Origin of the sequence: Salinisphaera aquimarina (genome assembly GCF_042643355.1) — a bacterium.
Classification (GTDB): domain Bacteria; phylum Pseudomonadota; class Gammaproteobacteria; order Nevskiales; family Salinisphaeraceae; genus Salinisphaera; species Salinisphaera aquimarina.
This window is the reverse complement of sequence record NZ_JBHRSS010000010.1, coordinates 129,814-154,230: the sequence shown is the minus strand read 5'-3', so window position 1 is coordinate 154,230 and position 24,417 is coordinate 129,814. Positions and strand designations below refer to the sequence as shown.

The following is a 24,417-nucleotide window of genomic DNA, read 5'->3' as shown; positions in this document are numbered from 1 at the left end:
ATCGGGTACAGATCGTGATGCGACCATGAATTTCGAACGCGTCATGCCGCTGGCCTTCGTCGGCATCTGGGCGACCGGCTTCATCGCGGCACGGCTGGTCGCGCCCTACACCGACCCGCTGACGTTCCTGTCGTACCGCTACCTGTTAAGCGCCGCAGCATTCATCGTGATCGCGATCGGCCTCCGTGCACCGTGGCCGCAAGGCGCTCGCGCCTGGGGCAACGCCCTGTTCGCCGGCGTGCTGCTGCAGGGCATCTATCTCGGCGGCGTGTTCTGGGCCGTGCGCCACGGCCTGCCCGCCGGAATCGCCGCATTGATCGTCGGGCTGCAACCGCTGCTCACCGCGCTGCTGGCTTTTCCGCTGCTCGGCGAAACCGTGGGGCTGCGTAAATGGGTCGGCATTCTGCTCGGCTTCGGCGGCGCCCTGCTGGTGCTCGAGCCGCAACTGCATGTCGGCACGCAGGGCGTGGCCGCTGGCCCGTTGATCGCTATCGTTGCGGCGATGCTCGGCATCACCCTCGGCACCATCTGGCAGAAACGCATCGGCGCGACCGCCGATATTCGAACCGGCGCCGCCGCCCAGTTCATCGGCGCGGCCGTGGTCACCATCCCGATCGCGCTGCTCACCGAAACCGGCCGCTTCGAGATGGTCTGGCAATCGTGGGTCGGCCTGTTGTGGTCCGTCTTCGGCCTGTCGGTCGGCGCGATCTCGCTGCTGCTGTTCATGATCCGCCGTGGTTCGGTGGCCAGCGTGGCCTCGCTGTTCTATCTCGTGCCGCCGGTGGTCGCGGTCTTCGCCTATCTGTTATTCGACGAAACGCTCAACGGGCTGCAGATCGCGGGCATGCTGATCGCCGCCGCCGGCGTTGCCATCGCCAGTCGCGGCCCGCGGGCCGCGACTCGATAGCGCCTCTCCGGTAGCAATCGACAAGCCGAATCGATTGATGCGGGGCCCGTCAGTCCTCGCGCCCGAGCCGTGCCTTGAGATGCGCGCCGAGGCGCTGCATGGCCGGCGAGGCGTCGCGCGGTTCCAACCGCACGTTGATGATGCTGGCGGTGTCGGTGTTCGCAACGGCCGCGGTCAGCGCTTGTTCAAACGCGCATTCGTCGGGCGCGTCGTAGCCGTCGAGCGGTCCGAACAATTCGCCCAGACGATGAAACTGCCATTCCGCAATATCGTTGAACGGCCCGTCGAGGATGAAACGCTCGGTCGAATAACCGCGGTTGTTGAACACGATCACGATCGGCGCAAGGCCCTGCCGGCAGTGGCTGGTCAGTTCGGTGCCGGTCATCTGAAAAGCACCGTCGCCGACCAGGATCAGTGCACGCCGCTGCGGACGGGCAACCTGCGCGCCAAGCGCTGCCGGCACTGCATAACCCATGGTGGTGTAGTAGGCGGACGCCAGGAATTCGGTCTGATCGTGCACGCGCAGTTCGACGCCGGCGAACAGGCAGTCGCCGGTATCGCAGACCACCATCATGTCGGGCGTAATGGCCGCGTTGAGCCGGCCGATGAGCCGCGCAATGGTCATCGCACGATCCTTCTCCGGGAAATTGGTGGCCTCGGGCCCGGTGGTGAATCGGGGCAGCGCCTCGGTTCGCGGGCGCCCCGTGCGGTTGAGCGCGGTAAGAAAATCATTGAGCGGCGCGCCGGGGTAGCGATGATGGCGGATGAACACATCGCCCTGGGCGGCGCGGATCATCTGCTGTGGATTGAGCTGGATGGTATAGCCGCCGGTATCGATATCGTTGAGCGTCATGCCGAGCATGAGGATGCAGTCGGAATCCTCGACCACGCGGCGGGCGTCGTCGTTGCTCAGCGCGCCGCTGTAGATGCCCAGGTAATTCGGGTGGCGTTCGCGGATCACCGACTTGCCGGTGAGCGTCGCCGCGACCGGCAGATTCGCGTGCTCGATGAAATCCAGCAGCGGCTTCTGTAAGCCGCGCCGGTGGATCTCGACGCCGGCTATCACCACGGGCGATTTGGAATGCGCCAGCAGTTCGACAGTCTCGGCGACCGCTTCGGCGAGCGCGGCGTCGTCGCGGGCCTCCATCTGCTCGTCGGGCGGTGCGGCGACTTCGACACCGGGCTGTTCGACCAGGTCACGCGGCAGCTCGATATAAACCGGCTTGCGATGGCGCAGCGCAGCGGCCAGCGCGCGATCGATCTGGCGAAAGGCGAGCACCGGATCGTCGATCACAGCGGTCGCGCAGGTGATGCGTTCGAAGATCTCGCGCTGGAAAGTGAACGGCCCGAAGCGATGATGCAGCATCGGGTCGTTCTGGACCTCGTTGGTGCCGGGCGCGCCGCTGATCACGACCACCGGCGCGGATTCGGCATAGGCGCCGGCGATGGGATTCACGACGCTGAGCGCGCCGACGCCGTAGGTCACCGCCAGCGCGCCGAGGCCGTTGCAGCGCGCATAGCCGTCGGCAGCGAAGGCCGCGGTGTCTTCGCGCGTGGTGCCGACGTGGCTTACCGAACTGTGCTCCATCTGATCGTAGAAACCGAGCACATAGTCGCCGGGCACGCCGAACACATGCTTGACGCCCAACTCCGACAGGCGGTTGAGCAGGTAATGCCCTATTGCCGTTTCACTCATCGTCTGTCGACCATAGCGCAAGGCGGGGCGCGCTGCCAACGAAAGAGAAAATGTCGCGGATGAGCGTCTTCAGTACACTGAAATGCGAGACAAATGCGTGCGGGTCGAGGCCTCGACCTGCACGCTACGGCATCACGGGTTCGCGATCGGGTTCTGCAAGGTGCCGGCGAACTGCAGATTGCCGGCCGGATCGTCGAGATCGATCATCTGGGCGTTGTTGCGCAGCTGCAGGCGGTTGAGACAGGAGCGCTTGAACTCGGGTGCGAACAGGTCGTATTTCGCGAACTTGTCGGCGAACTGCGGGTGGGTCTGCTGATAGTTGTGTACGCAGTTCGCGACCTGCTGCCAGAACGCTTCCTGCGGATAACCGCGCTCGGTATGCAGGATCGCGCCGATATAGCGAAAGATCAGGTCGAACAGATCGGTGAACAGACTGAGCACCTTCAGCTCTTCGGGCACCTCGACCGACAGCCGCGCCACCTCGCCGGGCAGATCGACTTCGGTGTTCATGATGCCGACCTCTTCGGCGATGTCCTTCATGATCGCGCGCACCGGCACGTTGTCTTCGAGCACCAGAATGATGTTCTCACCATGCGGCATGAACACGAGATCGTGCGCAAAGAAACAGTGCAGCAGCGGGCTCATGTAGGCGTCGAGATAACGCGCCAGCCAGGCATCGGTGTCCAGGCCCGAGGCGTCGATGAGCGCACCGATCACCGAGGCGTCGTCGGCGTCGCGGTGCAATAGCGCGGCCATGGTCATCAGACGCTGGCCGTCGTCGATCTGGGCGATCGGGCTTTCCCGCCAGAGTGCGGCCAGCATCTTGTTGTAGGCGTCGGTCTTGGGCGCGGCGGCCTCGAGCTGCGGATGCCGGTAGCCGATGGAGGCGACCTCGCGCAGGATTGAAAAGCCCTTGCTTTGCAGGTAGGCGTCGCCGCGCACAAGCTGATCGATCCAGTCGTTGATCTCCGGCGTGCCGCGCATGTAGTACGGCGACAGGCCGCGGGTGAAGCCCATGTTGAGGATCGACAGCGCCATCTTCACGTAGCAGCGCGTCGAATTGTCGCGGTTGAAAAGCGTACGAATGGATTGCTGAGCCTGGTAGGCGTCCTGGCCGAAGCCGAGATAGACCAGATGCTGCGAGGCGATTTCGCCGGCGAACAGATAGACGAGCTTGTTGTGCCATTGCCAGGGGTGCACCGGCATGAACAGATAATTGCCGGCATCCAGACCGCGCTCGGCCAGCCGCTCGGCGAAGGCCGCACGATTGGCATCGTCCAGCTCGTCAGCCATATGACTGGCATAGCTGCGTTGTGAACTGCAGGCGAACTCGGCGCGGCTGCGATGCGCGGCGATCCAGACCAGCCGGATCGGCGCGGCCGCTTCCGGCGTATAGGCGCGATAGTCGACGCTGTCGAAACCGATGCGTCCGCTGTTGGCAACGAACGCCGGGTGGCCTTCGGTCATCGCGGCTTCGATCTGCTGGAAATCGCCGTCGACGAAATCGCTCGCCGCCGGGCCGCCGTGGGCAATCTTGTAGGCAATGCTGTAGAGCGTGGCGGTGATCTCTTCCAGATAGATCGGCAACGCGCCCGGCCCGATGCCCAGACTATCCTGCAGTTCAGTGATCAGGGTCACGGCATCCAGCGCCGCGGGCTGCCCGTCAACGGTCTTTTCCAACGTTCCCGGTTCGATATGCCAGTGCTCGAGTTCGAGCACGCGCGCGCAAAAGCGATAGCGCACGGCACCGTCGTCCGGCGTGAGCGTATAAATACCGCTGTCTTCATCCTCGGCCACGGGCGTGATCAGCAGTTCGTGGCAGAACTCGCTGAGCATTTTCGTGACCATACGAGCGTTGGCGGCGGCCCAGGTTTCGGGATCGAGATGGGCGACGGCCTGTTCGGTGGCGGTGATCGGCATGCGGGTCATCGGATGGTGTCCTTTAAAGAGAAGCGCTGAGCGCCGCGGCGTAGTCGTCGCGCGTGCAGGTCGCCAGCCACGCGGTCTTGCCCGGCAATTCGACCTGACGGTGATAGACGAAACCGGCACGGCGGTTGATCGGGTGGATGCCTTCGTTGGCCACGTCCGGCTCGACCACGACGCGTTCGACGGCGGTATCGCTGAACAGGAAATCCATGATCTGGACGAACACCACCCAGGTGAAACCGGGAATGCGTTTTTCGCCGGGCGCGACCAGCACATGCATACCGACATCACCGGGCTGAACGTCGTAGTGGTCGCCGATGGCTTCCGCGGCCGGCGCATAGCGTTCCATGAGGAAGGTCGGGCGGTCGTCGTGCAGCCCGATGAAGGCATCGAAATCGTCGGAGGCGGCGAGCTGTTGGAAATAGTCGCGAATCTGATCGGCGTTCAGCGACTTCATGCCCCAAAACCGGGCATGGTCGCTGCGCAGCCAGGCATGGGCGGTCGGCGTATGGCGCTCGATATCGAACGGCACGATCGCCAGTTCGCCGATACCGGGAATCTGGCGGGCCTGAAGAACGCGTGTATCGCTCAAGCTCGTCTCCTCGTTGAATCTGTAACAGGGGTAATCCGGCGCAATGCGCCGAACCTCAGGCCGGGGTGCGGCGACGCCCGGACGCCGTCGGTTCCGGCTCGCCCACGGCGAAATGCTGAAACGCGATACGCCGCTCGATCGGGTAATGCTCGACGCCGGTGAGCGCACGCAGGATGCAGGCGTTGCGATAGCAGGCCATGCCCAGGTCCGGAGTCACGAAACCGTGGGTATGAATCTCGGCGTTCTGGACGAAGATCTCGGCGTTGTCGTGATCGACCGCATAGTGGCGCGAGGCGTCGAAACGCCCCTGTGCATCCCAGCGGATACGATCGGCGATGCCGGCAACATAGCCCGGCACGCGATAGGCGAAGCCGGTGGCAAGCACGACTGAATCGCTGCGATGCGTGAACGCCGCGCCCTGTTCGTGCTGGAAGAAATCCAGTTCGATGGCGTCGCTGCCGGGCTCGTGGCGCGCGTCGCGCAGTTCCACGTTCGCCTGCAGGCCGACATCCAGCGTGCCGGCCACATCGCGCTCGTACATGAGATCGTAGATCGCGTTGATCAGCGACTCGTCGATGCCCTTGTAGAGTGCCTTGTGTTCCTCGCCGAGCTTGTGGCGGCGGTGTTCCGACAGGCCATGGAAGTAGTCGACATATTCCGGCGACGTCATCTCCAGGGTGAGCTTGTCGTACTGCAACGAAAAGAAACGCGGCGAGCGGGTGAACCAGTCGAGCCGGTAGCCATGACGTTCCTGATCCGCCAGCAGTTCGTGGAACACCTCGGCCGCGCTCTGGCCGCTGCCGACCACGGTGATCGAATCGCTGGCCTGCAACGTGTCGCGTGCATGGGCGAATTCGCGGGCGTGGACAACAGAGCCGCCCAGATCGCGACAGCATTCCGGCACGTGCACGCTCGGCCCGGTGCCCAGCACCAGCGACCGCGCACGCAGTTCGCGGCGCGCGCCGCTGGCCGTGTCTTCGAGCGTCAGCACGTAGCAGCCGACCGCTCCGTCATAAGCCGTGGCGACAACGCGCGTCGCGAATACGAGGCTGTCCAAACGCTCCGCGACCCAGCGGCAGTACTGGTTGTACTCGCGCCGCAGCATGAAGAAGTTCTCGCGGATATAGAACGCGTAGATCCGCCCGGTCTGCTTCAGATAGTTGAGGAAACTGAATTGGCTGGTCGGGTCGGCGAGCGTGACCAGGTCGGCCATGAACGGCGTCTGCAGGGTCGCGCCTTCCAGCAGCAGGCCCGGATGCCAGTCGAACTGATCGTTTTCGTCGATGAACACCGCATCGAGGTTCTCGATGGGTGCGGCCAGCGCAGCCAGGCCGAGATTGAACGGTCCGATACCGATACCGGCCACGTCGTGAATATGCGTATTGCGTTTATCCATGACGACGATACGCCCGGTTCGCCGCGGGCACGGCCGCGACCAACTGGGCGTTGCGATCGTTGGCCATGCCGTAGGTCACGACGAGATCGACAATCTCGCGCATCTGCTCGACCGTGGTCGCCGGGTTGAGCAGCGTGAACTTCAGGTAGCGCCGGCCATCGACCTTGGTGCCGGCAACCATGGCCTCGCCGTCACGGGCGAGCTGCGCGCGAATCGTGGCATTGAGTGCGTCCAGTTCGGCTTCGGACGTGGTCAGACACGGCCGGTAGCGGAACACGATGGTACTCAGTTCCGGCCGGTGGAGCAGTTCCAGCCGCGGCTCGGCGAGCATCAGTTCGTAGGTCGCGCGGGCAAGCGCCACGGCGCCATCGAATGCGTCGCCAATGGCATCGGGACCGATGGTGCGCAGGGTCAGCCACAGCTTGAGCGCGTCGAAACGCTTGGTCGTCTGCAGCGACTTGTTGACCTGATCCGGCGTGCCTGCCGCAGCCGCTTCGGCCGGGTTCAGATAATCCGCGTGGTGGGTGATCAGTCCGAGATCCGCCCCGTTGTTGACGATGAACGCGCTGCAACTGACTGGCTGGAAGAAGGCCTTGTGGTAATCGACCGTCAACGAGTCTGCATTCTCGATGCCGGCTAGCTTGTGCCGATGCCGATTCGAAACCAGCAGCCCACAGCCATAGGCCGCGTCCACGTGCATCCAGAGCTTTTCCGCACGACAGATCACGCCGATGGCCGTCATGTCGTCGACGCTGCCGAAATCGGTCGTGCCACAGGTGGCGGCGACGGCGATCGGGATATTGCCCTCGGCACGGCAGGCAGCAATCGCGACGGCGAGCGCCTCAGTATCCATGCGTTTGGCCGCGTCGCAGGGCACGCTCACTACCGCGTCATGCCCCAGGCCCAGCAGCGCGGCCGCCTTCGACAGGCTGAAATGGCTGACCTCGGACACAAAAACGCGCAGGCGTGACGCCTCGGTCGGCAGGCCCTGTTTCTGCACCGTCCCGTGGCCGTATTCGCGGGCACACCAGGCATCGCGCATCAGCAGCATGGCCATCAGGTTCGACTGCGTGCCACCGCTGGTGAACACGCCGTCGGCGGCGTCGCCCAGACCCGCCCGTTTGGCCGTCCAGGCAATCAGCTTCTGCTCGATGAAGGTGCCGCCCGCACTCTGATCCCAGGTGTCCAGCGACGAGTTGATCGCGCTCAGCACCACCTCGGCCGCGATCGACGGCACCAGCACCGGGCAGTTCAGGTGTGCCGCATAGCGCGGGTGATGGAAATACACCGCGTGGTCGAGATAGAGGCGGCGCAGTTCCTCGAGCGCCGCGGGCATGTCGCCGCAGGCGTCGTCCAGATCGAGTGCCTCGAACGCCGGCGCCAGTTCACTCGGGCGCACACCACTATGCACCTGCTTCGCGCGCCGCACGGCGGCCGTCACCGCGTCGGCGGCCTGGTCGACCTGATCACGGTAGAGATCGAGATTGTGTTCGTTGAATATCTGGGCGCTACGGCCAATGGCCTGGCCACTGGGCAGGCTATCCTTGGCATCGCGGCTGTCGGTGCGGGTGGTTCGCATGAGGGTCAGCATCCTTTTTCGAGACAAAAACATCTGTCCCGCGCTCAGAGCACGGGTTCTTCCCCTCGTTCATGAATCGCCGCGCCGTTGCTGCGGCGCGGTCGGGCTGCGCGCGCCGCGGTGATTCCGCGACGCGCGCTGTCGTTGCATTGGCGGCGGCCGTCGCCCGAACCGGTTACGGTGGCAGTGATCGCAGGCGTTGATAGCCCCTAGAAGTTGTAATCCAGGGTCGCGGTCACGTTGCGTACGTCGCCCCAGTAGCAATAGGTGTCGTTGAAACAGCCGCTGACATACTCCTTGTCGAATATGTTGTTGGCGTTGATGCGCAGCGTGGCGCCGTCGAGCGGCTTGCTGTAATGACCCAGATCAAAGCTCACGAACGCATCGGCCAGGGTGTAGTCCGGCACCCGGGTCTCGTTGAGGTCGCTGGTCCAGCTCTTGCCCATATAGCGCACGCCGGCGCCGGCATCGATGCCGTGGCCGATGTCGTACTGGCCCCACAGCGAGGCCATGTGCTCCGGCGCAAGCGTGGGCGAATTACCCTCGCGATCCGGCGTCGAGTTGGTGTACTCGATGTCGGTATAGGCATAGCCGGCCAGCACCGACAGGCGATCGGTGAGCGCCGCACGCGCATCGAGTTCGACGCCGCGTGAACGCACTTCGCCCACCGGCTCGTAGACCGCGCTTTGCACCGTCGTGCGCGAGGCCACGTTTTCCTGGGTGAGTTCGTAGACAGCCAGCGAGACGATGTTCTCGGTGCCCGGATGCTGATACTTGATGCCCGCCTCGTACTGATGACTGGTCATCGGCTCGAGCAACTGGCCGTTCTCATCGGTGTAGGAGCTGGGCGAGAAGCCTTCGCTGTAGCTCACGTACGGCGACAGGCCGATATCGCTCTTGTAGAGCAGGCCCGCGCGACCTGAAAAGCTGTCCGCGTTCACGCTCGAGGTGGTGTTGTTGGTGAGATCGAGATTGTCGGCATCGAGCCAGTCCTGGCGACCGCTCAGGGTCAGGCGCCAGTTCGCCAGGCTCAGCTGGTCCTGGAGATAGACGCCCATCTGGTCGAGCTTGCGGTTCGCCGGACTGGAGAAGATCGGCCCGGTGAGCGGGTCGCCGTCATAGACCGGATCGAACGCATCGATGGACGTGGCCGGCGCGCTGTCGAAGCGCACGCGGTTCTGACGATTCTGGTAGTCGAAGCCGACCAGCAGCTGATGGCCGATGACGCCGGTGTCGAAATCGAACTGGGCCTGATTGTCGATCGAGAACGCCTTCAGGTCCTCGTCCGAACCCGAGTAATACCGGTTGAGCGTCGAGGAACCCGGCCCGGCGAAACCGATCTGATAGACCTGTTCCAGTTCCACGTCCATATCCAGGTAGCTGGCGTTCTGGCGCAGGGTGACGTTGTCGTTGACACGATGTTCGAGCTGATAGCTGAACAGCCGCTGCGCGCGCTCGAATTTCTCGCGATCCGGGTCACCGTCGTAGAAGGACGGCCCGACCTTGCGGCCGTTCTGGCTGTCGTTGATGCTGATGCCGGCCGGCACCGCGCCGTGATAATCGCCTTCCGGCGTCTTGGTGAAATACGCCTGCAGCAACAGATCGGTGTCGTCGGAGAGCTTGAACGACGCCGACGGCATGATGCCGTAGTTCTCGCGCTCGGCGACGTCGAACTGGGTGTCGCTGTGGCGACCGACCGCCACCACGCGATAGGCAGCGGTGTCGCTGTCGCCGATCGGGCCGGTCACATCCAGCCCCCCGCCGATCTGGTCGTGCGAGCCGCCGTAGATGCGGACCTGTCGCTTGTCCTCGAACTGCGGCTTCTTGCTGGTCAGCGCGACCAGACCGCCGGGAATCGCGCGGCCGTAAAGCACCGAAGACGGCCCCTTGACCACATCGATACGCTCCAGGAAATAGGGGTCGATCTGGACCGCGGAATAACTGCCCGGATCGGTCTGCAGACGCAGCCCGTCGAGAAAGGTGTTGTTCACGTCGCCGCCGTGAAACCCGCGCAACGCCACCGTGTCGGAACGCTTGGAGGCGCCGGCCAGTCCGGTGAACACGCCGGGGGTATAACGCAGCGCGTCGTTGATGTTGGTGGAAGCCTGATTATCGAGCTGCTCGCGGGTGATGACGTTGATCGTCTGCGGGGTCTCGATCAGCGGGGTGTCGGTCTTGGTCGCGCCGCGGCTGGAATCCACGGTATAGCCTTCGGTCGGCGCGTCCGCGTTGCCGATCTCGCTGCCACTGACGACCAGCGGCGCGAGCTGGCTCTGCGACCCATTGCTCTGAGCCAGGCTCACCCCGTAGTGACCGAGGCCGCCGACGACCACTGCGCCCAGGATAAGCGCCCTGGCATTCATTGCCCGACGCTTTGCGTCGACGCCCGGCAGAGTGCTCGCTTCGATTCCCATGTACATCCAACCCCCTTTCAAAATTATCGTCGTATCGATGAACAAGAACGGTCGCCGAGCCGCGCGGTATGCAGCGCTTCGGCATCGTCTGCAGGTCATGCCGACGCATGGCGCCGTTTGGGTCGCGTCCCCGACTACGCGGACCGATCTTTATAGCGCTCGACATACGGCCTGTTTGCGAATGCGACTGATTATCATTAATGAGACGATTCCCGTCAACCGCATGGCATCGGCATAGCGCTCTCTTCGACGCCAATGCGCAGGAAGGAGGATATGGTTAATCGAGTGGCCGAGGCGGGCCGGACCCGGGATTCAGGCGCTCGGACAACGGCACCACAGCCCGGTCGTGCGACGAGCGCGCCCGACACGGGCGATCGATCACCGCCGCGACGACAAGCGCATCAACGCCTTCGGAACACGCCATCGACGCAACGCCCGGTCGTATCAACAACGCCCCGGCCAGCCGTGCGAGCCGAGCCGTATGCGCCGCGTCTCCGCTGCTAATAAAAGATAGCGATATTCTGGCGGCCGATGACGACCAGTTCGCCGACCGTGTTCCAGATCGTCATTGCCTGCGCGGAATAACCGTCCTCGGTGTATTCAGCGCTGCTGCGGCACAGCCACCAACCGTCCACGGTGCTGGGCGCGGCCTGCAGCACGTCGAACATCCAGGTCATGGTGCTGATCGGGGCGCGTTCGCCGAAACAGGCCATGGCGGCGGGCGGCAATGCATCGGCCAGGGCCGTCAGACCGACCAGCGACTCGCGCGATGCCGGGTCCTTGTGCTGCAGCCAGACAGTGAATTCGGGCTGTTCGGCAGCGGCGACGGGCAGACCGCCGTCGGCCAGCCGGCTGTTGAAATGCTGCGCAAAATTCGGCCCCGCGTTGCGCCCGTCACGGCCTTCGAAGAACGCGCCGCAGGCGTCGACGGACGGCACTGCCGGCGCGTCGTGATTTGCAATCGCAAGGCGCGACTCGCGAGCCTTGCCGAAACAGAAGGTCGTGCGCGCGGCCAGCTTGTCGTCGCTGTACATGTCGACGGTGACGAACGCGGTCGATTTGCCCTGGCGCACCACTTGCGGGTAGATATCCACCTCGCTGGTGGCCGGGCCGATGAAACTGGTCTGCACCGATCGCAGCGGCGGCAGTCCATCGCCGATTACGTTCTGCGTCGCCTGCAGACTCAGCGCCACCGACAGGCCGCCGTAGACCGCCCTGCCCTGCAGCCAGTCCGGCGTGATGTGCACGCGCGCACCGCCGTCGATGGGGGTCATCGACGACAGCAGATCGGAAAGAGGCATACGGGTGTCGGTATCGGTCATGAAAACAGTCCGGGTGAAGTCGAAATCGATGCGCGCAGATTAGCGCAATACGCCGGCGTACGGGCACCCGCCGGTTTTTTTATCAACCCATTGGAAAAATGAACCACTTGCTGGGCAGGTGACGCGGGCGCGATATCGCGGCTGCGCCCCGATCCGCCGTCGCACAACCGGACCCAAGCGGAGCGCGCCATGCGCCGGCCCTGATTCCACCGCCGTCTACAACAGCTGTCCGTGTCGGTTCGGATTCCTAACTCACACACGACAGGCGCGCAGCGCGCGATCCAGTTCGTCGAGGGTGTCGAAGAAATAATCCGGCGCCTCGGCCAGCAGTTCCTCGCGGCTGCCGTAGCCGTAGCCCACGGCCGCGTTGGCCACGCCGTTGTGGCGCGCGCCGATCAGATCGAACTTGCGATCGCCGATCATCAGCGTCTGTGCCACATCGAGTTTCTCTTCTCTCAGGATATGCGCGATCAGGGCATGTTTTTCGGTGCGCGTGCCGTCGAGTTCGCTGCCGTAGACGCGCCCGAAATATTCGTCGAGGCCGAAATGGGTGACGATCTGGCGTGCATAGAACCAGGGTTTGGAGGTCGCCACGAACAGCTGCCGACCGCTGCGCTTGAGCGCGATCAACAGATCGACCATGCCCGCGTAGAGCTTGTTTTCGAACATGCCGAGCGCGCCGAAACGCTCGCGATAGTCGGCAACGGCGCGCTCCGCAGCGGCGGAGTTCATGCCGTAGAACTCCATGAAGGACTGCTTGAGCGGCGGCCCGATAAAGCATTCGAGCTGGCCCAGATCCGGCACGTCGACGCCCTGGCGCGCGAGCGCATGCTGCACACAGCGCGTGATGCCCTCGCGCGGATCCGTGAGCGTGCCGTCGAGATCGAACAATAGAACCTTGTAGCGCATACCCACCTTTCGTTTTTCAGCCACTACAGCCAGTCGTCATGTTTTCACACATTGCTGCGGGTGGTGCCTGTCTACTCTGCCCGTATGCAAAAACCCCGCCCATTCGATGTTGCAGCCGAATCACGCGGCCGGTGATAAAGTCTCGGTGCATTCCAAGACACGGAGCGGGGGCGCGATGAGCACTGCATTGGCCTGGATCGGGCGGCGCGGCAACCTGCACGGGATCTGCTGCCATGCGCTGCTCTTGTCCGGCCTGTTCGCGACATGTGTGCTCACGGGCTGTGCGACAGAGCGTGCACCACGTCCGGCGCCCGATTCGCCCGCGCCGCCGGCCGAATCGCCTACCGAAGACACGCGACCCGTATTTCAAACGGGCGAGGCGAGTTTCTATGCGCATTCGTTCGACGGCAAACGCACGGCAAACGGCGAAACCTATTCATCCAAGCGCCTGACGGCCGCCCATCGCACGCTGGCGTTCGGCACCCGCGTGCGCGTGACCAACGTCGACAATGGCCGTCACGTCAACGTACGCATCAACGACCGTGGCCCCTACGCGCAGGACCGCATCATCGATCTGTCACCGCGCGCAGCGAAGCGCCTCGGCATGACCGAGGACGGCGTCGCTACCGTAGAACTGCGGATACTCAAGTAAACGATCGGCCGCTTATAGATTGGCCGCGGCGTGGCGACCGGCGCACCGCCCTGAAAAGATGCAGCCGCCCAGGAACGTGCCCTCCAGCGCGTTGTAGCCGTGATAGCCGCCACCACCGAAACCCGCCACTTCGCCGGCCGCATACAGGCCGCCGATCGGCTCGCCGCCGGCATCGAGCACCTGCCCGTCCAGATTGGTGTGCAGCCCGCCCAGCGTCTTGCGGGTAAGGACATGCAGGCGCACCGCAATCAGCGGTCCGTTGGCCGGATCCAGAAAACGATGCGGCGTCGCGGTGCGGAACAGCTTGTCGCCGATATAGCGGCGGGCACCGTGAATCGCCGTGATCTGGGCGTCCTTGCTGTAGGGGTTGTCGATCTGCAGATCACGCGCGGCAATTTGTGTGCGTAGCGCATCGTGGTCGATACGCGAATCGCCAACCAGTTCGTTCATGCCGGCTACCAGCGCCTGCAGATTGTCGGCGACCACGAAATCCTCACCGTGCTGCTTGAACGCCTCCACCGGCGGCGGTGCGCCTTTCGACAGCCGGCTCTTGAGCACCTCTTTCCATTTTTCCGAGGTCATGTCCGGGTTCTGTTCGGAGCCGGACAGGGCGAATTCCTTTTCGATGATCTTCTGGGTGAGCACGAACCAGGAATAGTCGTGCCCCGTCGCGAGTATCTCGCGCAGCGTGGAGAGCGTGTCGAAACCGGGCAGACACGGCGCGGGCAATCGTCGACCGTCGGCATCGAACCACAGCGACGACGGCCCCGGAATGATGCGGATGCCGTGCTTCGGCCAGATCGGATTCCAGTTCTTGATCCCTTCGGTGTAATGCCACATGCGATCGCTGTTGATGATCGCGGCACCGGCGTCGTGGGTGATCCCGAGCATGCGCCCGTCCACGTGATGTGGCACGCCGGAGATCATATGTGCGGGCGGCTTGCCCAGCCGCTCGACCGGCCAGTTCTCGCGCACCAGATCGTGGTTGCCGCCGATTCCGCCCGCGGTGACGAGCACCGCGCCGGCGGCATATTCGAAATCGCCGATCACCTCGCGATTGGATTGCTCACCGCGCTCGACCGTACTCACCGCCAGGCGCTCGCCGGCCACCCCGGTCACGCGCCCGTCGGCAACCGTCAGCCGGCTGACCTGATGACGGAATTCGATGATGATGCGCCCGCCCCGCATGTGCTCGCGCACGCGCCGCTCGAAGGGTGCGACCACGCCCGGGCCGGTGCCCCAGCTCAGATGAAAACGCGGCGCCGAATTGCCGTGAGCGTGGGCGGTCGAGCCGCCGCGCTCGGCCCAGCCGACCACGGGAAACCAGCGCATGCCCTGCTCGTACAACCAGGGCCGCATTTCACCGGCGGCGAAATGCACGAAGGCCTCGGCGACCTTGCGCGGCCAGTAGTCCTCGGGGCGATCGAACTGGGCCGAACCCATCCAGTCGGCCAGCGCCAGATCGACGCTGTCGTGGATACGCATGCGCCGCTGCTCAGGGCTGTCGACGAAGAACAAACCGCCCAGCGACCAGAACGCCTGGCCGCCGATGGAGTTCTCGCCTTCCTGCTCGACGATAAGCACCGACTTGCCGGCATCGGCCAGTTCGGCGGCGGCCACCAGACCGGCGAGACCTGCCCCCACCACGATCGCATCTGCCCTGTTGTCCACGCGCTCTCCCCCGTCCTCGGCAGCCTGAATAAAGACTGCAGGCTGAAAAACATCGGTTTTCAGCTTAGCCACAAGTGGCAGCGGCCGCCATGCGGCGTTCTGATTATTTTTTAGGCTCGGCCGGCCAATGGTCTCGGCTTTTTTACGAAAACAATGGTTGGTCAAATGACGCGATCTACGCCATGGGCGGACTTCCCCCCACGGCATTTCAACGCGGCCGCTCAACCGCCGGCGCGGCCCAGCACCAGCAACGGATCGATGCGCACGTCATACCAGGTCATGCCCCAATGCAGATGCGGGCCCGTGGCCCGGCCGGTCGAACCGACCTTGCCGATCACGTCACCCTGCTTGACCCGATCCCCGACTTTCACATCGAGCTGCGACATATGCAGAAAGTTGGACCCGATGCCGTGGCCGTGGTCGATGAGCACGGTGCCGCCGGTGAGATAGAGATCGGGCTCGGCGAGCACCACCACGCCCGCTGCCGGCGCTTTCACGGACGTGCCCGTGGCCGCTGCGATATCCATGCCCGAATGCGCGGAGCCCGGCGTACCGTTGTAGACACGCTGGTTGCCAAAGCGACCGCTGATCCGGCCCTTGACCGGCCAGATGAAATGCTCCGCGAAACCGATGCCGTCGTTGCTGTGCGCGCGTGCCCGGCTGACCTCGGCGCGCTCGCGGGCAATCCGGCGAGCCACGGCCGGCGGCGGCGAGACCGTCTTCGGCGGCACACCGTCGACGCGCTCGATGGGCCAGTCGCGCGCGCGAATCGAGATTCGGGCAAGCCGCTCGGACTCACCGGGCGGGGTCACCCGCACGCTCGCCACGCCCTGCGCATCCCGTCCGATACCCAACACCACGGTGCCGTAGTCGGTCACGCGCAGGGTCCGGCCGTTGTATTGCACCCGGCTGCCGGGCGGTACCCGCCCGATGACCATGGCGCCCTGCTGTACGTGGGCAGGAAAACTCATCGCGGGGCCGTTCGCCGCCAGCGCGCTTTTGCCCACGCCGAACATGAACAGCACGACAAGGATCATCAGCACGCGGCGGGATGATTCCAAACACCCCCCTGTCCGTGCAGGTGCAATGTCGACTGGAACCAAGATCAACTCCTTTGAACGGCTTACCGGACGCCAACGTCCATCTCAGCCCAGCAACTGTATCGCCATATAGAGCATCAGAAATATCTGGATCAGGAAGAACGTCGCACGCGCGGCGATCAGTACGAAGGACGTGCCAACCAGATGACAGATGCTCTGCGCCAGACGGGCATAAAGCACATAAGCGGCAAGCGCATCGACGATCGTGTTCTCGCCAAGCGCCACGGCCCCAAGCACTACGGCCGCGAACAGCGGCAGGTTCTCGACGCAGTTCAGATGGGCGGCCTTGGCGCGCTGGAGTACCGCCGGGTCATCCACCGGCTCGCTGCTGTTGCGCTCCCAGTGGCTCGCCTTGTGGCGACCGGTCAGAATCATCGGCACGCGATAGGTTGCATAGCTCAGCGCCAGCACAGCGGTCCAGATCACAAAAGCCATCAACGCAGAAATCGCGGTCATCGGTATATCTCCCAAGAGTGGTACTTGTTTTTATCGTTACGCTTCCGGCTACAGGCTACGCGCGATCACCATACGCTGCACATCGCTGGTGCCCTCGTAGATCTGGCACACGCGCACGTCGCGGTAGATGCGCTCGATGCCGTAGTCCTCCAGATAACCATAGCCGCCGAGGGTCTGGATGGCGTCGGAGCAGACCCGCTCGGCCATTTCCGATGCGAACAGCTTGGCCATGCAGGCCTGATCGAGGCCCGGCTCACCCGCGGCCCGAAGTGCGGCGGCGTGCAACATGAGTTGGCGTGCCGCGCTGATCTGCGTGGCCATGTCCGCGAGCCGGAACGCCACGGCCTGATGTTCGATGATGGGTTTGCCGAAGCTGGTGCGTTCGCGCGCGTAATCGCGCGCCGCCTCGTACGCGGCGCGCGCCATGCCGATCGCCTGGGCGGCGATGCCGATGCGCCCGCCCTCCAGATTGGACAGGGCAATACGATAGCCGGCGCCCTCCTCGCCAAGCAGACAGTCGGCCGGCAGGCGCATGTCGTCGAAATTGAGCACGCAGGTGTCGGAGGCGCGCTGGCCGAGCTTGTGCTCGACGCGCGCCACGCTGAAACCGGGCGTGTCGGTGGGCACGATGAAGGCGCTGATGGCGTTTTTCGTACCCGCTGCGCCGGTGCGCGCGAACACGTTGACGACATCGGCGTGCGCGCCCGAGGTGATGAACTGTTTGGCGCCGTTGAGGACATAGTGATCGCCGTCGCGACGCGCGGTGGTGATGATGTTGCTCGCGTCCGAACCGGCCTGCGGCTCGGTGAGCGCAAACGCGCCGAGCATCTCGCCGCTGGCCAGCGGCCGCAGGAAACGCTCTTTCTGGGCGTCGCTGCCGAACTTGAGGATAGGCACACAGCCGACCGAGTTATGCACGCTGACAATCGTCGAGCAGGAGCCGTCGCCCGCGGCGATCTCTTCGAGCGCCATGGCATAGGCGACGTAGTCCATCTCGGAACCGCCCCAGTGCTCGGGCACCAGCATGCCGAGCAGACCCAGTGCCGCCATCTCGCGCAGGGCGTCGGCGGGGAAGCGATGCTCGCGATCCCACTCCGCGGCGAACGGCTTGAGCCGGGCCTGGGAGAAATCGCGAACCGCGTCGACGATCTGCTGTTGCTCGGCATTGATCAGCATGGTCGAAACTCCGGCGTCGTTATTATTGTTCGCAAAGCTCAAGGGCGAGTGCGGTCGCCTCGCCGCCGCCGATACAGATCGATGCCACGCCGCGCCTGGCATGGCGTTCGCGCATGGCCGATAGCAGCGTGACCACAATACGCGCGCCGGATGCGCCGATGGGATGACCCAGGGCGCAGGCACCGCCGCGCACGTTGACCTTCTCGTGCGGCAGATCGAAGGCCTTCATCGCCGCCATCGCAACCACCGCGAAGGCCTCATTGATTTCGAACAGATCCACGTCCGCAAGGTCCCAGCCGACGCGCTCGCGCAGGCGCTTCATGGCACCGATCGGGGCGGTCGGAAACAGGCCCGGCTTGTCGGCGAACGCGGCATGGCCACGAATGACGGCCAGCGGCGCCAGGCCACGCGCCTCGGCCTGGGAACGACGCATGAGCAGCAGCGCGGCGGCGCCGTCTGATATCGAACTGGCATTGGCGGCGGTGACGCTGCCGTTGTCACGAAAGGCAGGCTTGAGCTGGGGCACCCGCTCGATACTGGCCTTGTGCGGTTGCTCGTCGGTGTCGACGGTCACGGTTTCGCGCCGGGTTGTCGCCTCGACCGGCACGATCTCGTCAGCAAACGCGCCGGACTCGATAGCCGCGCGCGCACGTTCCAGCGACGCGATCGCGAACGCGTCCTGATCGGCGCGCGAAAAACCCTGCGTCTCGGCGCAGTCTTCGGCGTAGGTGCCCATCAGCCGGCCAGGCTCATAGGCGTCTTCCAGACCGTCCAGAAACATGTGATCGACTACACGGCCGTGACCCATGCGATAGCCGGCGCGCGCCCGATCCAGCAGATACGGCGCGTTGGACATGCTCTCCATGCCGCCGGCGACCACGACCTCGGCGCTGCCGGCCGCCAGCGTGTCATGGGCCAGAATCATCGCCTGCATGCCCGAGCCGCACATCTTGTTGAGCGTGGTGCAGCAGGTGGCCTCGGACAGGCCGGCGCCGAGCGCGGCCTGGCGCGCAGGCGCCTGGCCAAGCCCGGCCGGCAGCACGCAGCCCATCATCGCCTGCTCGACCGCATCGGCAACAACACCACTACGAGCAAGCGCGGCACGAATGGCGGCCGCGCCCAGGGCCGGCGCGGTCATATCGCGCAGCGCGCCCTGGAAACTGCCCATCGGCGTGCGCACGGCGGCGACGATGACTACGGGATCTTCTTGCATGGTTCCAACTCTTTGCAGCCACGGCATACCTGAAGCACATGACCGTGAAGCCAATCGAATGACGCCCGCCAGTCTACCCGGACCGGATCAGCCGATGGGCCGGCGCGTTACATCACGCCGGCGCAAATTGAGTTCGTGCCTGCAACAGCGCCGCCGCGGCCGGCTCCGGACGATGGAACAGAAACCCCTGGAAGCCGTCGACGCCGGCACGACGCAGCAGTTCGAACACTTCCGGTGTCTCCACACCTTCGGCCGTCACCTGCAGCTTGAGCGCATTGGCCACGTCACCGATGGAGCGGATCACCGCACGATCGATCGGATCCTGTTCGATACCCAGAACGAACGATCGGTCGATTTTCAAACCGTCGACGGCGGCGCGCTTGAGCATGTCGAAACTGTTATAGCCGCTAGCGAAGTCGTCCAGCCACACATGAGAGCCGCGATCTCGCAACTGCTGGATCAATTGCGGATAGTGGGCGCCGAACAGTGCATCGCTCTCGATTATCTCGAACACGATGCGCCCAACGTCGAGCTGGCGCTGATCCAACGCGGTCACGAGTTCTGCATGAAACTTGGGGTCAGCCAGACTAACCGGGCTGAGATTGATGCTCAGATAGCAATCCTGCGGCCATAGTCCCCGTCGATCGTATTCCTCGACCATATTCAATGCTTCGGTGACCACCCAGCGATCGATACGCGTCATCATGCCGAGCCGTTTTGCGGCCGGCAGAAAATCATCCGGGCCGACGACGCCGTTCGGGCCTTCGAAACGCAGCAGCGCCTCGTATCCGACCCGCACGCCGTCGGCATCGACGATCGCCTGCAGATACAGTGCGAACAGGTTCTGTTCCAGACCGCTTTGCAGCAGTTGCGCGGTATTCAGGTACGCCGCAGCCGTCGTGCCCTGATCGTCCTCATGTTCGGGCTGATAGACGTGATAGCGGCCACGACCCGAATCTTTTGCCGCATAGAGCGCCGCATCGGCGTGCATCAACGCGGCCTCGGTCGATGCCAGATGAGTGCCAAGCGCGGCGATGCCCACACTGACGCCGACGGCGTAGCTGCGTCCTTCGAAGGTGAAGCCCAGATCGCCCGCCGCTCGAATGAATTTTTCGGCCACAATCTGCGCGCCCTCGACATCCTTGGACAGGACAATGGCCGCGAATTCGTCGCCGCCCAAGCGTGCAAGCACATCGGTTTCGCGCAACATGGAGCGGAACGCCAGCGCGACCTGGCGCAGCAGCTCATCGCCGGCGGCATGCCCGCAGGTATCGTTGACGATCTTGAAATGATCGAGATCCAGGTACATCACGAAGGCGGGCAGCAGACTGGTACGCACACGTTTCCAGGCACGCTCGAGGGCTTCTTCGAAGCCGCGCCGGTTGGGCAGCCCGGTCAATGCATCGTGGCTGGCCTGGTGAACCAGTTCCTCGGTCATCCGCCGCGCATCGCTGATGTCCTGGAATACAAACACCGCCCCCCGCACCGACCCGTCTTCGTGGTGGATCGGCGAAATGGAATCCACGATCGACAGAGAACTTCCGTCCCGGCGACGCAGGCGAGTGAAAATCGGCACCCGCACACGCTCGCCGGTTTCCAGCACCTCGCTGATCGGATCGGCCAGGCGCTCTTCGCGATCGGCATCGAAGAATTCGACCACGTCACCGAAGCAATGGCCGATAACTCGGTCGGTACAGGCGCCGTCGGATGCGACCATGCCCAGCAACGAGTAGGCCGCAGAATTGGCATCGGTGATACGGCCGCTGGCGTCGACTCGAATCACGCCCTCGCCGATGGCCTCGAATGTCACCTCGGCCAGCTCTCGGGCTTCGAACAACTCCAGATGGTCTCGCTTGCGCTCGGTTATATCCTGAATCTGCGAGATGAAATGCAGCGGCTGACCCATCTCGTCGCGCAGCAGCGAAACATCGAGCTGGATATCCACGATATTCCCGTTCTTGTGGAAATAGCGTTTTTCCATCCGATAACTGCGCTTACGTCCGGCCAGCAGATCCTGTACGTGAGCGATATCGGTTTCCAGATCGTCCGGATGGGTGATGTCCTGGAAGGTCAGCAAGAGCAGCTCGTCCTCGCTGTAGCCGACCATGTCGCACAGCGCCCGGTTAACCGTAAGCCAGCGGCCTTCGGTGCTCACGAGCGCGATACCGATCGGGGCATTGCGCAACGTCTGCTCTAGGCGCCGCCAGGCTTCCTGCACCTGCTGCTGATCCTTGCGGCGCTCGGTAATATCCGACAGCGTGCCGATCAGGCGCTCGCCAGCGGCGTCGCGAACACAGCGGCCGGTCTGCTTCACCCATACTTCGCCCTTGTCCGGCAGACACAGTCGAAACTCGGCCAGATGCAGCGGTCGCTCCCCGGCCCGATGCGCGTCGAGATCGGCCTGATAGGCGGCTCGGTCCTCCGGGTGAATCGTGTTCAGCCAGGCGTCGTGGGATATATCGCCGTTGTCATCGTGGGTCAACGCCAGCCACTGGCCCATCGGCCCGGAGAGTCGATATCGCGATGTCGGGAAATCGATATCGACGATACCCAGCCCCATGTTCTCGCCAGCGAGCTTCCAACGCGCGTTCTCATCGATCAGTCTCTGCTTGAGCCGTTCACGCTTGGCCCGCAGACGCATCTGCGCGTGGACATCGAAAAACGCGCCCGCGATCAGCGGCTCGCGCCCCTCACGCGGTTCGACCATGCCGATCGCCTGCACGAATCGCTTTGCGCCGTCCGCGCGAACGATCTGCAGTGTGAGGTTCCAGCCCGTGCCCGCCTCGATCGCCTTTTCGATCGCCGACTCGACCAATGCCCTGGACTCGGGCTCGTAGTAGGTCAGGGCAGTATCGATCGAGGGCGGACCCGCATCGGGGTCAAGTCCATGGAGCTTATAGATACCGCGCGACCACCACAGCTCGTTGGTTTCCCGATCAAACCACCACGTCCCGCCGCGCGCGTATTTTTCGAAGACGTCGATGGCAGTGTTGATCATGGATTACGCTCGTCGGCCCTGGCCGACTTGAGTCTATGCGGAATATTTACTATCGCACCGGTCGGACAATCTGCTGGAAGATATTGTTCCAAAAGCCTGATTCGGACCGCGCCATGATCGCGCAAAGCCGCTCAAGCTTCAATTAGAGCGCTCCGATCGCCGCGTGAACAGTGAACCGGCCGGGCAAGGACAGCCGTGGGCGGGCGCCGGCCAGCCCGGCGCTCATCTGGCGTCTGAAGCCGTCCCGCCCAAAGCCGCGCTACTGACACCGTGCCCGGGCAGCGCGGCCGCACACAGGGCCAGGCCGAATTCCGACAGTCGGATCGAACAGCGTTCGATTTGCGCGTGCCGATTCAGATCCTCGGTGACATAGGCCATCGCGTCACGCACCAGCGTGTCAGCCTCGAGTATCTCATAGGCCGGCTCCTGCTCGCTGTCCTGCGCGCCCACGGTCAACAGCCCCAGTGAATCCATATGGGCCAGGAAATGCGGCACCTGCGCGCGCAGCAGTACGCCCGCCTCCTTGCCGGCGCTGGAGGCATAGGACAGGATGCGTTCGCTGCCCGTGCCCACGATCGACGTCGCGCAGACATGCACCATGGGCCAGACGCCGCCATCGGACATGAGCACGAGAATACGCGCCTGCGACGGGTTGAGCTGGCGCAGCACACGCACATAGAAATCGTGCTCGATCGCATTCTGGTCGGTCCCGCGGGAAGCGCGCAGCAGTGCCTGCATGATCTGCGCCGGGTCCACGTCGCTGTCACTCTCTGCCGTGGTGCCCAGCGGATCGGGCGGCGCGCCACCCGAGCGTTCGAGGCGCTGCTTGAGTTCGATGAGCATCCAGCTTTCCGCGCGACGCAGGGCACGAAGACCCAGCCCCGCCACTGGCCGCTCGGCCAGCTTGAGCGCGACCCGGTGAAGCGCGAGCAGCGGCAGCGGGGCGCGCCGCGCGGTGTCGAAGTGGCTCCCGTAATCGGGACCGTTGTCGTCGGAATCGAATGAGTCGCTCAATGAACCCCTCCCTGCAATCGGCTGCGAGCCGCTCAACCGGCACCGCCGCCGAACAATACGATGAACTGGAAAATACCGACCATCAGACCGAGTACCGCGCCGACGGTGATCAGGATCCACTCGTCCTCTTCAAAGGCCGGCCTCAGCATGCCCTCGAATTCACGCGGCGGCAGTTCACGCATGCGCTCGACCAGTGTCGTCTCGATGGCCATGGTTTCGTTGGTGTATTCCATGAATTCCCGCAGTGCGGCCGAGCGGTCGTCATGTACATCGGGGGTCTGTTCGATCAGGCGATTGACCGCGGTCTGCTTGAGCTGGATATAGTTCAGATCGCCCACGGTCCAGGTCATGAACGGACGCGCGATGCCCGCGGTTTCATCGATAGCCTCGCCCACGCGGTGGGCGATGATGGAAAAGATGCGATCCGAATAGGGCCCCTTGAGCACCTGCTGGAGGATATTCTTGGGCGACAGCACTTCGTTGGCCACCAGATCCCCGTAGGCGCGCGCCACGTCGCGCTGGCGCTTGAAGAACAGGCCATGCAGCGTGAACGGGCCGACGGCGTGCTTCTGCTTGGGGTTGAAGATCATCTTCAATGCGGCCCAGTTGGTGATATAACCCACCGCCAGCCCGAAGGCCGGCAACAGCCACCACGGCTGATAGAACATCCACACGATCATCTGAATCACGCCCAGCGGAAAACCAAAATAGGCGCCGGAACGGGCGATGAAGGTGAACTCCTTGTCTCCCGTTTCCAGAAAGATCCGGTTCATCAGCTCCTTGTGATGCACCAGATTGGTGACCACCATGTCCTTGAGGTCGAACACCTGATTCACGTCGGTGCGCAGGTCACGCACGGTATCGGCAATCGCCTGCGGCACCGCCGCCTGTACGCGCGCCACGATCGTGTCGCGTGCGCTCTTGGGCGTGCGCGCCCAGATATCGGGGTGATGGGTGGTCATCACCTCGTCAACCAGTTCTGCCGCCAGTTCGTTGAGCGGCACGGACAGTTTCCGGGCGACTGCGTCGGGATCCAGTCGCGCGAATATCTCTTCGCTGTCGATCAGATTCCGGGTAATGGTGTCGGTGGCGATCGCCGACATCTTCGCAGCCTTGCGCGGCACGATGCCCTGCCAGCCGAGATACGGCTTGAACACGCCGAAGAACTCGATCGGATGAAACATCATCTTGATCGCGACCACGTTGGTCACGTAACCGATGACCGCGCTGATCACCGGCATCGAGGCATATTTCCAGAACGTCGCCGTTCCGAGAAAAGCGAAATCGATCATGCGGCCCGTCTCCTCATAATCCACTGCGGGCGAGTTTCGCGATTCATGTTGGTGGCGCTTAAAGGCGGAAAAGATCGCATTTCGCTTTACAATACACGGACCGG

18 protein-coding genes are annotated in these 24,417 nt (G+C 63.8%); 2 read left to right on the top strand and 16 right to left on the bottom strand.

What is annotated here, in order from left to right; all coding sequences use genetic code 11:
- Positions 1-25 precede the first annotated feature (25 nt).
- A complete protein-coding gene (locus ACFOSU_RS20035; protein WP_380691777.1) occupies positions 26-907 on the top strand; it encodes a DMT family transporter in 882 nt (293 codons plus the stop codon).
- A gap of 49 nt (positions 908-956) precedes the next feature.
- On the opposite strand, the gene ACFOSU_RS20030 is transcribed toward ACFOSU_RS20035, so the two are convergent.
- From ACFOSU_RS20030 to ACFOSU_RS19995, 8 genes are all read right to left on the bottom strand, one after another.
- Entirely contained in the window at positions 957-2,603 is a 1,647-nt protein-coding gene (locus tag ACFOSU_RS20030; protein WP_380691775.1) for an alpha-keto acid decarboxylase family protein, read from the bottom strand.
- Positions 2,604-2,735: 132 nt separating this feature from the next.
- Positions 2,736-4,532, bottom strand: a complete 1,797-nt coding sequence (locus ACFOSU_RS20025) for an IucA/IucC family protein (RefSeq protein WP_380691774.1) — start codon at positions 4,530-4,532, stop codon at positions 2,736-2,738.
- 13 nt (positions 4,533-4,545) lie between these two features.
- Positions 4,546-5,121 (bottom strand): GNAT family N-acetyltransferase, encoded by a 576-nt coding sequence (locus tag ACFOSU_RS20020; protein WP_380691772.1) that lies wholly within the window; start codon positions 5,119-5,121, stop codon positions 4,546-4,548.
- Between the two features lie 55 nt (positions 5,122-5,176).
- Positions 5,177-6,517, bottom strand: coding sequence for a lysine N(6)-hydroxylase/L-ornithine N(5)-oxygenase family protein (locus ACFOSU_RS20015; protein ID WP_380691770.1), 1,341 nt, complete (start codon positions 6,515-6,517; stop codon positions 5,177-5,179).
- Entirely contained in the window at positions 6,510-8,096 is a 1,587-nt protein-coding gene (locus ACFOSU_RS20010; RefSeq protein ID WP_380691769.1) for a pyridoxal phosphate-dependent decarboxylase family protein, read from the bottom strand. The genes ACFOSU_RS20015 and ACFOSU_RS20010 overlap by 8 nt, the downstream gene beginning before the upstream one ends.
- Before the next feature lie 209 nt (positions 8,097-8,305).
- Positions 8,306-10,516 carry a TonB-dependent siderophore receptor gene (locus ACFOSU_RS20005; protein ID WP_380691768.1) on the bottom strand — a complete coding sequence of 737 codons (2,211 nt, stop codon included), beginning with the start codon at positions 10,514-10,516 and terminating at the stop codon, positions 8,306-8,308.
- A 494-nt stretch (positions 10,517-11,010) separates the two neighbouring features.
- Positions 11,011-11,832 (bottom strand): thioesterase family protein, encoded by an 822-nt coding sequence (locus ACFOSU_RS20000; protein ID WP_380691767.1) that lies wholly within the window; start codon positions 11,830-11,832, stop codon positions 11,011-11,013.
- 252 nt (positions 11,833-12,084) lie between these two features.
- Positions 12,085-12,741, bottom strand: coding sequence for an HAD family hydrolase (locus ACFOSU_RS19995; protein WP_380691766.1), 657 nt, complete (start codon positions 12,739-12,741; stop codon positions 12,085-12,087).
- Positions 12,742-12,916: 175 nt separating this feature from the next.
- Between ACFOSU_RS19995 and ACFOSU_RS19990 the strand changes: the two genes are divergently transcribed.
- Positions 12,917-13,393 (top strand): septal ring lytic transglycosylase RlpA family protein, encoded by a 477-nt coding sequence (locus ACFOSU_RS19990; protein WP_380691765.1) that lies wholly within the window; start codon positions 12,917-12,919, stop codon positions 13,391-13,393.
- A gap of 12 nt (positions 13,394-13,405) precedes the next feature.
- Here the strand turns inward: ACFOSU_RS19990 and ACFOSU_RS19985 are convergent, their stop codons facing one another.
- From ACFOSU_RS19985 to ACFOSU_RS19950, 8 genes are all read right to left on the bottom strand, one after another.
- Positions 13,406-15,064 carry an FAD-binding dehydrogenase gene (locus tag ACFOSU_RS19985; protein WP_380691763.1) on the bottom strand — a complete coding sequence of 553 codons (1,659 nt, stop codon included), beginning with the start codon at positions 15,062-15,064 and terminating at the stop codon, positions 13,406-13,408.
- A gap of 221 nt (positions 15,065-15,285) precedes the next feature.
- Positions 15,286-16,080, bottom strand: a complete 795-nt coding sequence (locus ACFOSU_RS19980; RefSeq protein ID WP_380691981.1) for a M23 family metallopeptidase — start codon at positions 16,078-16,080, stop codon at positions 15,286-15,288.
- Between the two features lie 129 nt (positions 16,081-16,209).
- Positions 16,210-16,620: an MAPEG family protein gene (locus ACFOSU_RS19975; protein ID WP_380691761.1), complete on the bottom strand. Its 411-nt coding sequence runs from the start codon at positions 16,618-16,620 to the stop codon at positions 16,210-16,212.
- 48 nt (positions 16,621-16,668) lie between these two features.
- The gene (locus ACFOSU_RS19970) at positions 16,669-17,796 is read right to left on the bottom strand and encodes an acyl-CoA dehydrogenase family protein (protein ID WP_380691760.1); all 1,128 of its coding nucleotides are present in this window, start codon (positions 17,794-17,796) and stop codon (positions 16,669-16,671) included.
- A gap of 22 nt (positions 17,797-17,818) precedes the next feature.
- A complete protein-coding gene (locus tag ACFOSU_RS19965; protein ID WP_380691759.1) occupies positions 17,819-19,009 on the bottom strand; it encodes an acetyl-CoA C-acyltransferase in 1,191 nt (396 codons plus the stop codon).
- A gap of 112 nt (positions 19,010-19,121) precedes the next feature.
- Positions 19,122-22,007 (bottom strand): bifunctional diguanylate cyclase/phosphodiesterase, encoded by a 2,886-nt coding sequence (locus tag ACFOSU_RS19960; RefSeq protein WP_380691757.1) that lies wholly within the window; start codon positions 22,005-22,007, stop codon positions 19,122-19,124.
- Positions 22,008-22,229: 222 nt separating this feature from the next.
- Positions 22,230-23,021: an Abi-alpha family protein gene (locus ACFOSU_RS19955; RefSeq protein WP_380691756.1), complete on the bottom strand. Its 792-nt coding sequence runs from the start codon at positions 23,019-23,021 to the stop codon at positions 22,230-22,232.
- 32 nt (positions 23,022-23,053) lie between these two features.
- The gene (locus ACFOSU_RS19950) at positions 23,054-24,313 is read right to left on the bottom strand and encodes a DUF445 domain-containing protein (protein ID WP_380691755.1); all 1,260 of its coding nucleotides are present in this window, start codon (positions 24,311-24,313) and stop codon (positions 23,054-23,056) included.
- Between the last annotated feature and the right edge of the window lie 104 nt (positions 24,314-24,417).

What these genes read in the sequence shown, in the direction of transcription:
- ACFOSU_RS19990 (WP_380691765.1), top strand. Translation starts at nt 12,917, where the DNA reads ATGAGCACTGCATTGGCCTGGATCGGGCGGCGCGGCAACCTGCACGGG.
- ACFOSU_RS19995 (WP_380691766.1), bottom strand. Translation starts at nt 12,741, where the DNA reads ATGCGCTACAAGGTTCTATTGTTCGATCTCGACGGCACGCTCACGGAT.
- ACFOSU_RS19965 (WP_380691759.1), bottom strand. Translation starts at nt 19,009, where the DNA reads ATGCAAGAAGATCCCGTAGTCATCGTCGCCGCCGTGCGCACGCCGATG.
- ACFOSU_RS20035 (WP_380691777.1), top strand. Translation starts at nt 26, where the DNA reads ATGAATTTCGAACGCGTCATGCCGCTGGCCTTCGTCGGCATCTGGGCG.
- ACFOSU_RS19970 (WP_380691760.1), bottom strand. Translation starts at nt 17,796, where the DNA reads ATGCTGATCAATGCCGAGCAACAGCAGATCGTCGACGCGGTTCGCGAT.
- ACFOSU_RS20005 (WP_380691768.1), bottom strand. Translation starts at nt 10,516, where the DNA reads ATGTACATGGGAATCGAAGCGAGCACTCTGCCGGGCGTCGACGCAAAG.
- ACFOSU_RS19980 (WP_380691981.1), bottom strand. Translation starts at nt 16,080, where the DNA reads ATGTTCGGCGTGGGCAAAAGCGCGCTGGCGGCGAACGGCCCCGCGATG.
- ACFOSU_RS20015 (WP_380691770.1), bottom strand. Translation starts at nt 6,517, where the DNA reads ATGGATAAACGCAATACGCATATTCACGACGTGGCCGGTATCGGTATC.
- ACFOSU_RS20030 (WP_380691775.1), bottom strand. Translation starts at nt 2,603, where the DNA reads ATGAGTGAAACGGCAATAGGGCATTACCTGCTCAACCGCCTGTCGGAG.
- ACFOSU_RS20010 (WP_380691769.1), bottom strand. Translation starts at nt 8,096, where the DNA reads ATGCGAACCACCCGCACCGACAGCCGCGATGCCAAGGATAGCCTGCCC.
- ACFOSU_RS20025 (WP_380691774.1), bottom strand. Translation starts at nt 4,532, where the DNA reads ATGACCCGCATGCCGATCACCGCCACCGAACAGGCCGTCGCCCATCTC.
- ACFOSU_RS20000 (WP_380691767.1), bottom strand. Translation starts at nt 11,832, where the DNA reads ATGACCGATACCGACACCCGTATGCCTCTTTCCGATCTGCTGTCGTCG.
- ACFOSU_RS19975 (WP_380691761.1), bottom strand. Translation starts at nt 16,620, where the DNA reads ATGACCGCGATTTCTGCGTTGATGGCTTTTGTGATCTGGACCGCTGTG.
- ACFOSU_RS19960 (WP_380691757.1), bottom strand. Translation starts at nt 22,007, where the DNA reads ATGATCAACACTGCCATCGACGTCTTCGAAAAATACGCGCGCGGCGGG.
- ACFOSU_RS19950 (WP_380691755.1), bottom strand. Translation starts at nt 24,313, where the DNA reads ATGATCGATTTCGCTTTTCTCGGAACGGCGACGTTCTGGAAATATGCC.